Below are 13,177 nucleotides of genomic sequence, written 5' to 3' on the forward strand. Positions count from 1 at the left end.
GGAAGGGCCCCTTGTTAACGCCTGGCGTTAACAAGGGGCCCTTCCTCTACCGGAGGCGTTAAGAGGGGGCCCTTCCTTACCGCTTGCCCAGGGCGGCGTCGACGGCCTGGCCCAGCGCGGCGATGACCAGGCTGATCGACGGGCGCACCACGCTGTCGTCCAGGCTCACCGTGCCGGAGAACCCGGCGCCGGCCGCGATCTCCTCGAGGCGCCGGCTGGCGTCCTCGGCGGCCGGGCCGGTCAGCCCCAGCGCGGGTTCCATCCGCAGCACCGCGACCAGCGTCGCGAGCGCGGCGGTCCGCTCGTCCGGGAGCTGCCCGCTGGTCAGCGCGTCGGCCAGCCGCTGCCGGATGTCCGCCTCGACCGAGGCGTCGGCCACCGGGTAGCGGTGCACGTGGATGAAGCCCAGCTCGGTCTCGTCCACGTCACGCACCACGCCCCGGCCGCAGAGGTCGGAGAGGATCCGATCGCGCAGCCCGTGCCGCAGTCGCTGCACCCACGACGACGGCGTGTGCGGGGTGTCCGCGGCGATCTTGGCGAGTACGGCGTCCGCGATCGGCTCGCCGGTCGGGGCCGGGTCGACCACCGCCAGGTTCCCGTCCGCGTACGCGACCCGTCCGGCCAGGGCCAGCTCGACCAGCACCGCGGCGGCCATGCCCAGGTCCAGGCTGATCCGTGGCATGGTGGCCTTGCCGGTTTCGTCGTCATACGCGAGGAGCAGCAGCTCCTCGGCGAGCGCAACACCAGTCATGGCCCGGAACGCTAGCGCCTCCCCGCACCCCCGCGCATCGACTCGCCGGGGCCGCCCGATTCACGGCGAGAGGGCCCTTCCCCGCGGGAAAGGACCCTCTCCACCGAATCGCCGAATTGCCGGATTGCCGGCGGCGCCGCGACGCCGGAACCCCGGCGTCGCCGGTGCCGGATCCGGAACCCGGACGGCCGGGTCAGAAGCGGGGCATGCCGCCGAACTGGCGGTCGCCGGCGTCACCCAGGCCGGGGACGATGAACTTCGAGTCGTTCAGCCCCTCGTCGATCGAGGCGGTGACCAGGCGCAGCGGCAGGCCGGAGCGCTCCAGCCGCTCGATGCCGACCGGCGCGGCCAGCACGCAGAGCACGGTGATGTCGGTGCAGCCCCGGTCGGCGAGCAGCCGGCAGCAGTGCTCCAGCGAGCCGCCGGTGGCGAGCATCGGGTCGAGCACCAGCACCGGCAGGCCGCTGAGGTCGCGCGGCAGCGACTCCATGTACGCGCGGGGCTCGTACGTCTCCTCGTCGCGGGCCAGGCCGACGAAGCCCATCGACGACTCGGGCAGCAGGCCGAGCGCGGCGTCGGCCATGCCGAGACCGGCCCGCAGCACCGGCACCAGCAGCGGCGGGTTCGCCAGCCGGCTGCCCTCGGTGGCGGTGACCGGGGTCTGGATCGAGTACTTCTCGACCGGGAAGGAGCGCGCGGCCTCGTACACCAGCATGGTGGTGAGTTCGCGCAGCGCCGCCCGGAACGACGACGAGTCGGTCCGGGCGTCCCGCATGGCGGTCAGCCGCGTCTGGGCGAGCGGATGGTCAATGACGTGTACGTCCACGATCGCTCAACCTACCGTTTGGCGGTCCGGCGCAGGGCGGGTGCGGTACGACCAGCGACACCGCTCACGTATGACGCTCACGACCGGTCGTCCGTGAGCAAGATCACTCGACTCGCGGGTGCGTACTATTCGGGGCATGACGGCGACAACGACGTCGGCCCGGTCGGACCTCACCGAGCTGGGACGATCCGAGACCGCTCTGCGGACCTTCCTGCACGGCCTGCCCGGCGTGGACCAGGTCGGCGCGGAGCAGCGGGCGGCGCAACTCGGCACCCGCTCCATCAAGACCACAGCCAAGGCCGAGGCGATCGACCTGGCGATCCGGATGGTCGACCTGACCACCCTCGAAGGGGCGGACACCCCGGGCAAGGTGCGGGCGCTGGCCGCGAAGGCGCTGCGCCCCGACCCGGCCGACCCGAGCTGCCCGCACGTCGGCGCCGTCTGCGTCTACCCGTCGATGGTCCCGTACGTGGCCGAGGTGCTGCGCGGCAGCGGCGTGCACCTGGCCAGCGTGGCGACCGCGTTCCCGTCCGGCCAGGCCCCGCTGGAGATCAAGCTCGCCGATGTGCGGGCGGCGGTCGAGGCGGGCGCGGACGAGATCGACATGGTGATCAACCGGGGCGCGTTCCTGGCCGGGCGCTACTCCGAGGTCTACGACGAGATCGTGGCCACCAAGGAGGCATGCGGGGACGCGCACCTCAAGGTGATCCTGGAGACCGGCGAGCTGGCCACGTACGACAACGTGCGCCGGGCGTCATGGCTCGCCATGCTCGCGGGCGGCGACTTCATCAAGACCTCCACCGGCAAGGTCCCGGTCGCGGCCACCCTGCCGGTGACGCTGGTGATGCTGGAGGCGGTCCGCGACTTCCGCGCCGCCACCGGGCGTCAGGTCGGCGTCAAGCCGGCCGGTGGCATCAAGACCACCAAGGACGCGATCAAGTACCTGGTCATGGTCAACGAGACAGTCGGCGCCGACTGGCTGAGCCCGGACTGGTTCCGGTTCGGCGCGTCGAGCCTGCTCAACGACCTGCTCATGCAGCGCACCAAGCTGACGACCGGCGTCTACGCCGGCCCCGACTACTTCACCCTGGACTGAACGCGATGTTCGAATACGCACCCGCCCCCGAGTCCCGCTCGGTGGTGGACATCAAGCCCTCGTACGGGCTCTTCGTCGACGGCGCGTTCGTCGACCCGGCCTCCGGCGGCAGCTTCAAGTCGGTGAACCCGGCCTCCGAGGAGGTGCTGGCTGAGATCGCCGAGGCGGGCGCCGACGACGTGGACCGCGCGGTCCGCGCCGCCCGGAGCGCGTACGAGAAGGTCTGGGGTCCGATGCCGGGCCGGGACCGGGCCAAGTACCTGTTCCGGATCGCTCGGCTCATTCAGGAGCGCTCGCGTGAGCTGGCGGTGCTGGAGTCGCTGGACAACGGCAAGCCGATCAAGGAGTCCCGCGACGTCGACCTGCCGCTCGTCGCCGCGCACTTCTTCTACTACGCGGGCTGGGCGGACAAGCTTCCGCACGCGGGTTTCGGTTCCGACCCGAAGCCGCTGGGCGTGGCGGCCCAGGTCATCCCGTGGAACTTCCCGCTGCTCATGCTGGCGTGGAAGATCGCCCCGGCGCTGGCCGCAGGCAACACGGTGGTGCTCAAGCCGGCCGAGACCACCCCGCTGACCGCGCTGCTGTTCGCCGAGATCTGCCAGCAGGCCGACCTGCCCGCCGGCGTGGTGAACATCGTCACCGGCGCCGGCGACACCGGCCGGGCGCTGGTCGAGCACCCGGGCGTGGACAAGGTGGCGTTCACCGGCTCCACCGAGGTCGGCCGCGCCATCGCCCGCTCGGTCGCGGGCACCCGCAAGAAGCTCACGCTGGAGCTGGGCGGCAAGGCCGCGAACATCGTCTTCGACGACGCCCCGATCGACCAGGCCGTCGAGGGCATCGTCAACGGCATCTTCTTCAACCAGGGGCACGTCTGCTGCGCCGGCTCCCGGCTGCTGGTCCAGGAGTCGGTGGCCGACCGGGTGCTGGAGTCGCTCAAGCGCCGGATGGCCCAGCTCCGGGTCGGTGACCCGCTGGACAAGAACACCGACATCGGCGCGATCAACTCGGCCGAGCAGCTGGCCCGCATCCGGGAGCTGTCCGACGCCGGGTCCGCCGAGGGCGCGGAGCGCTGGTCGCCGCCGTGCGAGCTGCCGGAGCGCGGCTTCTGGTTCGCGCCGACCATCTTCACCGGCGTCACCCAGGCCCATCGGATCGCCCGCGAGGAGATCTTCGGCCCGGTGCTGTCCGTGCTGACGTTCCGCACCCCGGCGGAGGCCGTCGAGAAGGCCAACAACACGCCGTACGGGCTGTCGGCCGGGATCTGGACCGACAAGGGTTCCCGGATCCTGTGGCTGGCCGACCGGCTGCGCGCGGGCGTGGTGTGGGCCAACACGTTCAACAAGTTCGACCCGACGTCGCCGTTCGGCGGCTACAAGGAGTCGGGCTACGGTCGCGAGGGCGGCCGGCACGGGCTGGAGGGGTACCTCAATGTCTGAGCGGGTCGCGGTACGCAAGACGTACAAGCTCTTCATCGGCGGGAAGTTCCCGCGCAGCGAGTCGGGACGGTCGTATCTCGTGCAATCCGCGAACGTGTCTCTTGCCTCCCGGAAGGACGCGCGGGACGCGGTAGTCGCCGCCCGCGCCGCGGTGAAGGGCTGGGCCGGGGCGACCGCGTACAACAGGGGTCAGATCCTCTACCGGGTCGCCGAGATGCTGGAGGGCCGGCGCGAGCAGTTCGTCGCCCTGGGCGTCCCGGCCGACGAGGTGGACGCGGCGATCGACCGCTGGGTCTGGTACGCCGGTTGGTCCGACAAGCTGGCCCAGGTGTACGGCGGGGCGAATCCGGTGGCCGGCCCGTACTTCAACCTGTCCGCGCCGGAGCCCACCGGCGTGGTGGCCGTGGTGGCACCCGAGGAGCCCGCGCTGCTCGGCCTGGTGAGCGTGATCGCCCCGGCCATCGTCACCGGCAACACGGTGGTGGTGGCCGCCTCCCCGGTGGCGCCGCTGGCGGCGGTGACGCTGGCCGAGGTGCTCGCCACCTCCGACCTGCCCGGCGGGGTGGTCAACATCCTCACCGGCCGGCTGACCGAGACCGTGCCGACGCTCGCCGCGCACATGGACGTCAACGCGATCGACCTGACCGGCGTCGCCGACGCCGAGCTGGCGGCCGACCTGGAGATCAAGGCCGCGGAGAACCTCAAGCGGGTGCTCCGGCCGTCCCCGGCCGACCACGACTGGTACGCCGATCCCGGCATCACCCGGATGACCACGTTGCTGGAGACCAAGACGGTCTGGCACCCGAAGGGCGTCTGACCGGCGCAGCCCAGTCCGGCCCGAAGTGGCGGCACACCCCCAGCCGGGTTGCCGCCACTTCCCCTTCCACCCATCTCCCCGAGCCGGTGTCGATCTCACCAGGCGCCCCCACCAAGATCGACGCCATTCCCCCGAAGTGGCCACATCAGCCACCCCCGGACAACACCACCTCCCCGAGCCGGTGCCGACCTTGCTCCAACCTGCCCCCTCGGCCAGCAAGATCAACACCAGCTCCGCGAAGTGGCCGCATCCACCCGCCTCGAATACCGCCACCTCCCCGAACCAGCGTGGATCTTGTCCACGCACCCTCACCCCGGACTTCAAGATCAGCACCAGCACGGCGAGGTGGCTGCATCAACCCGCCCGGGACAGCGCCACCTTCCCGAACTGGCGTGGATCTTGCCTGCGGTGCCCGCCCGGATCAGCAGGATCAACACCAGACCCCGGAGTGGCCTGGACAAGGCCCCGATGCCGCCCGAAGCCAGCAAGATCAACACCAGCTCCGCGAAGTGGCCACATCGACCAGCCCGAGACGGCGCCACCTCCCCGAGCCGCGTTGATCCCACCCGGAGCACCCATACAGAAAGACCAAGATCAACACCCGTACGCCGAAGTGGCTGCATCAACCGGCCCAGGACGGCACCACTTCCCCGAACTGGCGTGGATCTTGCCGACGGGCGCCCACACGACCGCGGCATGGTCGGCACCGGTTTGCCGGGAAGCGGCCCGGACTCCCCGTCAGCAAGATCGACACCAGTACGCCGAAGTGACTGCATGGACCGACGCAGGACGGCACCACTTCCCCGAGCTGGTGTTGATCTTCGGGAGCGGGGAGCGGGGAACGGGGCGACGGAAGGGATCTACTACCGGGAGTAGGATTGACGGGTGACTCGGCTGGGGGACCTTGAGCGTGCGGTGATGGACGTGCTGTGGGACGCGGCGCCCGCCTCGTCGGACGGGGTGACCGTGCGCGAGGTCGCCGACGCCCTGGACGGCCGGGAACTCGCCTACACCACTGTGATGACCGTGCTCGACCGGCTCGCCGGCAAGGGCATGGTGCAGCGCGAGCGGGAGGGCCGCGCCTGGCGTTACCGTCCGGCCGCCACCCGCGAGGCGCACATCGCCCAGCTCATGCTCGAAGCCCTCGACCTCGGCGGCAGCCGGGACGCCGCGCTCGTGCGCTTCGCCCGCTCGGTGACCGGCACGGAGGCGGACGTGCTCCGCGCCGCGCTCGGCGCCGAGGCCGGGGCCGGGGCCGCGCTCGGCGCCGAGGCCGGGGCGACTGTCGAGGACGGACCGGCCGGCCGGGTCGAGAACCCCCGGCCCGGCCGGCCGGCGCTCGACGAGGCGACGGACCGGTAGGGCGGCTGCCGTGGCGTACGCCCTGCACTTCGCCGCGATCATCCTGGCCTGCTGGCTGACCGCGCAGGTCCTCGCCGCCGCGCGCTGGACCTGGCGGGCACCCCGGGTGGCGATCATCTGCTGGCAGGCGGTCGGGCTGGCGCTCGGCCTGTCCGCCATGGGGCTGCCGATGGCGCTGGGGCTCGACGCGTACGACCGGGCGACCGGGCACGCGCTGGTGGCCCTGGCCGACGACCTGGCCCACGGCACTCTGCCGGCCGGTGTGGGCGCGGTGCACCTCAGCCTGGTCGGCGTCGGTCTCGGCATCGGCGCGGTGCTGCTCACCACGACGGTCCGCAGCCTGCACGGCGCGGTCCGCGCGCAGCGCCGGCACCGGGAGCTGCTGCACCTGGTGGCCCGGCGTGACCCGACGGTGCCCGGCGCGCTGGTGCTCGACCACCCGAGCGCGGCGGCGTACTGCCTGCCCGGGGTGCGTCCCCGGGTGGTGGTGAGCGCAGGCACGCTCGACCTGCTCGACCCGGCCGAACTGGCGGCGGTGCTCACCCACGAGCGGGCGCACGCGCAGGAGCGGCACGATCTGGTGCTGCTGCCGTTCACCGCGCTGTGCCGGGCGCTGCCCTGGTTCCGGTGGGTGCGGGACGCGCACGCGCGGGTGGCGCTGCTGGTCGAGATGCGTGCCGACGACAAGGCCCGGGAGCTGCACGCGGACGCGCCGCTGGCCGGTGCGCTGCGCCGGTTCGCCGCCGCCGAGCACCGGGTGCAGCCGGCCGGCACGCTCGGACTCGGCGACCGCGACCTCGACGTACGCGTGCAGCGGCTGCTCGTCGCGGACCGCCCGCCGCGGGTGCTCGGCGCGATGGCGCTGGCTGTCGCGGGCACGCTCGTCTCCCTGCCGTTCGCCCTGTTCCTGAGCTGACGTCGCCCCCTACGGGACTTCTCCGGGTTCGCGCGCCCCTATAGGTAGTGAGGCTACGTGTAGGTTGGCTACGACAAGAGAGCCAACCCATGGGAGGACGACAGTGGACCCACTGCTCCTCGCCCGCCTCCAGTTCGCCACCACCACCTCGATCCATTTCCTGTTCGTGGCGGTCACGCTCGGCCTGGTCACGCTCCTGGTCGGGTTGCAGACGGCCGGCTACCTGACCGGCAAGCCGGTGTACGAGCGGCTGACCCGGTTCTGGGGCCAGCTCTACGTGATCAACTACGTGCTCGGCATCGCCACCGGCATCGTCATGGAGTTTCAGTTCGGCCTGAACTGGAGCGGGCTGTCGCGCTACGTCGGGAACGTCTTCGGCGCGCCGCTGGCCATCGAGACGCTGGTGGCGTTCTTCCTGGAGTCCACGTTCCTCGGCATGTGGATCTTCGGGTGGCACCGGCTGCGGCGCGGCGTGCACCTGGCGCTGCTCTGGGGCGTGGCGATCACCGCGTACGCCTCGGCCTTCTGGATCATGGTGGCGAACGCCTGGCTGCAGAACCCGGTCGGGTACGAGGTCCGCGACGGCATCGCCCACCTCACCGACTTCGGCGCGCTGCTCACCAACCCCACGTTCGGCATGGCGTTCGGTCACGTGATCTCGGCGAGCCTGGTCACCGGCGGGCTGCTGATGGCCGCGGTGAGCGCGTGGCACCTGCTGCGGCGTACCCCCGACTACGCGCTGTTCCGCACTTCGCTGCGGCTCGGCCTGGTCACCGCGGCCCTGGCGGTCAGCATGCTCCAGGGCTTCGGCTTCGCCCAGTTCGGCCCGGTCGGGCAGCTCCAGCCGACCAAGTTCGGCGGCGGGCCGGAGCGGGACGCGCTCGTCGCCGACTGGACCGCGCGCTTCGGCCCGGGCGACTGGGAACCACCTGTGCTCTCCAACGTCGGCCTCGGCTTCATGATCCTGATCGGCTTCACGCTCGGCGCGCTCTGGCTCCTGCTGCCGCTGCTCTGGCGCGACTGGATCATCAGGTTGAAGGCGCCGCTCTGGCTGATCCTGCTCGGCCTGCCGCTGCCCTTCGTGGCGATGCTGCTCGGCTGGATCGCCCGCGAGGTCGGCCGCCAGCCCTGGGCCGCGTACGGGCTGCTGCCCACGGCGCAGGCCGTCTCGCCGGTCTCACCGGGGCTGATGCTCACCTCGCTGATCGGATTCAGCCTGCTGCTCGGCGCGCTCGCGGTGACCAACTGGGTGCTGCTGGCCCGGCACGCGGCCCGTGGAGCGCAGGACCCCGCGCTCGGCCGCCCGCCCGCGCCCGACAGCGACGCCCACCACCAGCCCGTGTTCGTCTGAGGGAGCCCGCCGTGGAACTCGCCTGGTACGCCCTGCTCGGCCTCTTCTTCGCCACCTACCTCGTGCTCGGCGGCTACGACTACGGCGTCGGCCTGCTGCTGGCCCGACGTGGCCCGGCGCCGGGCAACCGGGTTACGCTCACCGCGCTCGGGCCGTTCTTCCTCGGCAACGAGGTCTGGCTGGTCGCCGCCGTCGGCATCCTGTTCGGCGCGTTCCCCAGGCTGGAGGGCGAACTGCTCTCCGGCTTCTACCCGGCCGTGCTCGCCGCGCTGGCGGGTGTGGTGCTGGTGACCGCCGGGGTGCAGTTGCGCAGCCGCCCGGCCTCCGCCGCTGCCCGCGCCCGCTGGGACCGGGTGGTGGTGGTCGGCTGCCTGCTCGCCGCGCTGGGCTGGGGCGCGGTGCTCGCCGGGCTGCTCCAGGGCGTGCCGTTGAGCGCCGACGGCCACGTGGTCGGTGTCGGTCATCTCGCCACCCCGTTCGTCGCCGCCGCCGGGCTGGCGCTGCTCGCGCTGGTGGCGGTGCACGGTGCGACGTTCCTCACGCTCCGGCTACCCGCCGCCGAGGCCCCGGCGCTCGCCCGGCTGGCGAGCGGCCTGGTGCCCGCCGCACTCGTCGCGGTCGGCGCGGCCACCGTCCTGGGTGTGCTCTCCGATCGGGTACGCGCCGCTGTGGCGCGCCCGGCTGTCGCCGTACTCCTGCCGTTGGCGCTCGTGGCGGCGCTGCTGGCGGCCCGCGCGGCGCTGCGGCGGGGCCGGGCCGGGGTGGCCTTCGCGGCGACCGCGACGGCGCTGGCGCTTCCGGCGCCGCTGGTCGGGGCCGCGCTCTGGCCCCGGATCCTGGTCTCCACTGCCGACCCGGCGGCGTCGCTGACGGTGGCCGAGGCGGCCGCCGGCCGCTCGACGCTGGCGCTGTTGGGATGGCTCGCGTTACCGCTCCTGCCGGCCCTACTAGGCTTTCAGGCGATGTGCTGGTGGGTTTTCCGGGGACGGATCGACGGCAGGGCACCGGTGTACTGGTGAACCGCCGCCCGTTCGACCCGCGTCTGCTGCGTCGGGTCCCCGCGGCCCGGCGCGACCTCGCCGTGCTCGCGGTGCTGGGCGGGCTCACCGCGCTGCTGGTGATCGCCCAGGCCACCGCGCTGGCGACACTGCTGGCGACGGCGTTCGACGGGCGGCTGCACCGGCCGGCGCTCGCCGGGTTCGTGGCCGCTGTCGCCGGGCGGGCGCTGGTGAGCTGGGCGCAGGGCACTGTGGCGGCGCGGGCCGCCGCCACGGTGAAGGCGGCGCTGCGCGCCGACCTGCTCGGCGCGGTCGGCCGGCACGGCCCCACCTGGGTCGCCGGACAGCGGGCCGGGCAGCTCGCCACGCTGGCCGGGCGCGGCCTGGACGCGCTCGACCCTTACTTCACCGGCTACCTGCCGCAGCTCGTGCTGAGCGTCACGGTGCCGGTGGCGGTGCTGGCCCGCATCGTGTTCGCCGACTGGAGCTCGGCGCTGATCATCGCGCTCACCATCCCGCTCATCCCGATCTTCGGCGCGCTGCTCGGCTGGCAGGCGCAGGCCGCCACCGAACGGCAGTGGCGGCGGCTGTCGCTGCTCGGCGGGCACTTCCTCGACATGGTGGCCGGGCTGCCCACGCTGCGCGCGTTCGGCCGGTCCCGGGGGCAGGTCGACGTGGTACGCCGGATGGCCGACGGCCACCGCCAGGCCACCATGAAGACGCTGCGGATCGCGTTCCTGTCCGCGCTGGTGCTGGAACTGGTCGCCACGCTCTCCGTCGCGCTGGTCGCGGTGCCGGTCGGCATCCGGCTGCTCGGCGGCGGCCTCACGCTCTCCACCGCGCTGCTGGTGCTGCTGCTCACCCCGGAGGCGTACCTGCCGCTGCGGGCCGCGGGCAGCCGGTTCCACGCCAGCATGGAAGGACTCACCGCGCTGGACGAGGCGCTCACGCTCTCCGCCACCGCCGAGCCCGCCACCGCCGAGCCGCGCCGTCCGGCGCCGCGCGGCCGTGGTGAGATCCGCTTCGAGGGCGTAACGGTCGCGTACGACCGGACCACAGCGCTGCGCGACGTCACGCTGACCGTCCGGCCCGGCGACCGGGTGGCGATCATCGGGCCCAGCGGCGCGGGCAAGAGCACGCTGCTCAACCTGCTGCTCGGCTTCGTCGCACCGACCTCGGGCCGGGTCACGGTCGACGGGGTGGACCTGGCCGGCGTCGACCTCGACGCCTGGCGGCGCGAACTGGCCTGGGTGCCGCAGCGGGCGCACCTGTTCGCCGGGTCGCTCGCCGACAACATCCGCCTCGGCGCGCCGGACACCTCCGATGCCGCGCTCGCCGCGGCGGTCACCGACGCCGCGCTCGACGAGGTGGTAGGCGCCCTGCCCGACGGGCTGGACACCCGCCTCGGCGAGCGCGGCCACGGCCTGTCCAGCGGTCAGCGGCAGCGTGTCGCCCTGGCTCGTGCGTTCCTGCGGGACGCGCCGATCGTGCTGCTCGACGAGCCGACAGCGCGGCTGGACAGCGCCAGCGAGGCGGTCGTGCTGGACGCGACCCGGCGGCTGGTCGCCGGACGTACCGCGCTGCTCGTCGCGCACCGGCCCGCGCTGCTCGCCGACGCCGACCGGATCCTGCGCGTCGAGGACGGCCGGGTCACCGAACTGCACCCGACCGCCACCGGACCGGCGGTGCCGCGATGATCCCCGTCCACCCCACCCGCCCGGTGGTGACCCGGTGACCGCCGCCGACGGCGTGACGCCTGTGGGCCGCGAGCCGGCCGGGCCGACAGCGGTTCCGGTGCCGCCCTCCGGCTCGCCGGAACCGCCCGCGCCCGCCCGGCCCGGCGCGGAACGTGCGGTGCTGCGCCTGGCCCGGCCGTACCTGAGCCGGCTGCTCGGCGCCGGGCTGCTCGCCGCCGCCACCGAGTTCGCCGGCTTGGCGCTGATGGCCACCGCCACCTGGCTGCTGATGAGCGCCGCCGGCCGTCCGCCGCTGGACCGGCTGACGGTGGCGATCGTCGCGGTCCGGGCACTGGCGGTCAGCCGGGGCGTGTTCCGGTACACCGAACGGCTCGCCGGGCACGACGCCGTCCTCCGCATGATCACCGACGTGCGGGCGCGCGTCTTCGCCACGCTCGCCGCCCGCCGGGAGACCGGCCGCCGTACCGGGGACGCGCTGAGCCGACTGGTGTCGGACGTGGAGGCGGCCCAGGATCTGCTCCTGCGCGTCCTCGTACCGGGTGCGGCGGCGGCGCTGGTCAGCGTGCTCGCGGTCGGCGTCGCCGCGCTGATCTCGCCACCGGCCGCCGGTGTGCTCGCGCTCGGCCTGCTCGTGGCGGGCGTGGCGCTCCCCGCGCTCGCCGCCCGGATCACCCGCCGCGCCGCCGACGAGGTGGCCCCGCTGCGGGGCGCGCTCGCCGTGGACGCGGTCGACCTCACCCACGGCGCCGCCGACCTGGCCGCGTTCGGGGCGACAGGCGCCGCGCTCGCCGCCGCCGACGAGCGGGCCGGACGGCTGGCCCGGCTGGAACGCCGGCTCGCCGCGACCGGCTTCGCGGTGGACGCGCTCGGCGTCCTCGTGGCTGGTCTCACCGCCGCCGCCGTGGTGGTCGTGGCGCTGCGCGCCGAGGTCGGCGGCGTGCTCGTCGGCGTCCTCGCGGTCGGCTCGCTCGCCGCCGTGGAGGTGGCGCTCGCGCTCGTCGCTGCGGCCCGCCAGCGCACCCAGCTGCGGGCCGGGCTGGCCCGGGTCGCCGACCTGCTCACCGAGCCCGGCCCGGCGACCCCACCGGACGCGCCGGAGCCCACTGTCGACGGCCACGACGTGCGGTTCGCCGACGTGACGGTCCGCTACCGGGCCGGCGCCGCCCCCGCCCTGGCCGGGTTCGACCTCGACCTGCCGGCCGGCCGACGGGTGGCGGTGGTCGGGCCGAGCGGCGCCGGCAAGAGCACGCTCGCCGCGGTGCTCACCGGCGCGGTACGCCCCGACACCGGCCGCGTCACCGCCGGCGGCGTGCCGGTGTCCGAGATCCCGGCCGAGCACCTGCCCCGGGTGGTCGGCGGCCTGCTCGCCGAGGCGTACGTCTTCCACGCCACGGTCAAGGAGAACCTGCTCCTCGGCCGGCCGGACGCCACCGAGGCGGACCTGACCGCCGCGACCCGGGCGGCCGGACTGCTCGACTGGGTACGCGAACAGCCAGACGGCTGGGACACGGTGGTCGGCGAGCAGGGCGGGCAGCTCTCCGGCGGGCAGCGGCAGCGGCTCGCGCTGGCCCGCGCGCTGCTGGCCGCCCCACCGGTGCTGGTGCTCGACGAGCCGACCGAGGGGCTCGACCCGGCGGCCGCCGACGCGGTGCTGGACTCCACGCTCGCCGCCACCCCGGCCGGGCACTCGGTGCTGCTGATCAGCCACCGGCTCAGCGGCCTCGCCGGGTTCGACGAGATCGTGGTGCTCGAAGGCGGCCGGATGGTGCAGCGCGGCCGGCACGACGAGCTGGTGGCGCGCCCCGGCTGGTACCGGGAGCAGTGGCTGCGCCAGGAGGCGGCCGAGCGCGGCTACCTGGCGATCACGCCCTGACGCCCGGCCGATCGGGGTTTTCCCTGACGCGGGTGTCGCCCGCCGGTGGCAGGC

At 73.7% G+C, this 13,177-nt stretch carries 11 protein-coding genes; 9 read left to right on the plus strand and 2 right to left on the minus strand.

Features of this window, described 5'->3' with window-relative positions; translation table 11 throughout:
* Positions 1–76: 76 nt before the first annotated feature.
* On the minus strand, positions 77–751 hold the full coding sequence (locus tag FHX31_RS26150) for a GOLPH3/VPS74 family protein (protein WP_013473982.1): 675 nt from the start codon (positions 749–751) through the stop codon (positions 77–79).
* Positions 752–944: 193 nt separating this feature from the next.
* Positions 945–1,577: a uracil phosphoribosyltransferase gene (gene upp, locus FHX31_RS26155; protein WP_013284009.1), complete on the minus strand. Its 633-nt coding sequence runs from the start codon at positions 1,575–1,577 to the stop codon at positions 945–947.
* Between the two features lie 136 nt (positions 1,578–1,713).
* On the opposite strand from upp, the gene deoC reads away from it, so the two are divergent.
* From deoC to cydC, 9 genes are all read left to right on the plus strand, one after another.
* Complete coding sequence (gene deoC / locus FHX31_RS26160) at positions 1,714–2,673, plus strand: deoxyribose-phosphate aldolase (protein WP_047893661.1); 960 nt, start codon at positions 1,714–1,716, stop codon at positions 2,671–2,673.
* 5 nt (positions 2,674–2,678) lie between these two features.
* Positions 2,679–4,109: an aldehyde dehydrogenase family protein gene (locus tag FHX31_RS26165; RefSeq protein WP_145754411.1), complete on the plus strand. Its 1,431-nt coding sequence runs from the start codon at positions 2,679–2,681 to the stop codon at positions 4,107–4,109.
* Complete coding sequence (locus FHX31_RS26170; protein WP_184977362.1) at positions 4,102–4,926, plus strand: aldehyde dehydrogenase family protein; 825 nt, start codon at positions 4,102–4,104, stop codon at positions 4,924–4,926. Before FHX31_RS26165 ends, FHX31_RS26170 begins: the two co-directional genes overlap by 8 nt.
* Positions 4,927–5,811: 885 nt before the next feature.
* Complete coding sequence (locus FHX31_RS26175) at positions 5,812–6,288, plus strand: BlaI/MecI/CopY family transcriptional regulator (RefSeq protein WP_071096839.1); 477 nt, start codon at positions 5,812–5,814, stop codon at positions 6,286–6,288.
* Positions 6,289–6,298: 10 nt separating this feature from the next.
* The gene (locus FHX31_RS26180; RefSeq protein ID WP_030270547.1) at positions 6,299–7,204 is read left to right on the plus strand and encodes a M56 family metallopeptidase; all 906 of its coding nucleotides are present in this window, start codon (positions 6,299–6,301) and stop codon (positions 7,202–7,204) included.
* 103 nt (positions 7,205–7,307) lie between these two features.
* Positions 7,308–8,555, plus strand: a complete 1,248-nt coding sequence (locus FHX31_RS26185; RefSeq protein WP_151016262.1) for a cytochrome ubiquinol oxidase subunit I — start codon at positions 7,308–7,310, stop codon at positions 8,553–8,555.
* 11 nt (positions 8,556–8,566) lie between these two features.
* Positions 8,567–9,574 (plus strand): cytochrome d ubiquinol oxidase subunit II, encoded by a 1,008-nt coding sequence (locus FHX31_RS26190; RefSeq protein WP_184977363.1) that lies wholly within the window; start codon positions 8,567–8,569, stop codon positions 9,572–9,574.
* Positions 9,571–11,250: a thiol reductant ABC exporter subunit CydD gene (cydD, locus tag FHX31_RS26195; RefSeq protein ID WP_184977364.1), complete on the plus strand. Its 1,680-nt coding sequence runs from the start codon at positions 9,571–9,573 to the stop codon at positions 11,248–11,250. The genes FHX31_RS26190 and cydD overlap by 4 nt, the downstream gene beginning before the upstream one ends.
* Positions 11,251–11,284: 34 nt before the next feature.
* On the plus strand, positions 11,285–13,123 hold the full coding sequence (cydC, locus tag FHX31_RS26200; protein ID WP_184977365.1) for a thiol reductant ABC exporter subunit CydC: 1,839 nt from the start codon (positions 11,285–11,287) through the stop codon (positions 13,121–13,123).
* The last annotated feature ends 54 nt before the right edge of the window (positions 13,124–13,177 follow it).

It is taken from the genome of Micromonospora sp. CNZ286, assembly GCF_014207755.1.

Excerpts from the sequence above, each read along its gene's own strand:
- FHX31_RS26150 (WP_013473982.1), bottom strand. The coding sequence starts at position 751 with ATGACTGGTGTTGCGCTCGCCGAGGAGCTGCTGCTCCTCGCGTATGAC.
- deoC (WP_047893661.1), top strand. The coding sequence starts at position 1,714 with ATGACGGCGACAACGACGTCGGCCCGGTCGGACCTCACCGAGCTGGGA.
- FHX31_RS26165 (WP_145754411.1), top strand. The coding sequence starts at position 2,679 with ATGTTCGAATACGCACCCGCCCCCGAGTCCCGCTCGGTGGTGGACATC.
- FHX31_RS26170 (WP_184977362.1), top strand. The coding sequence starts at position 4,102 with ATGTCTGAGCGGGTCGCGGTACGCAAGACGTACAAGCTCTTCATCGGC.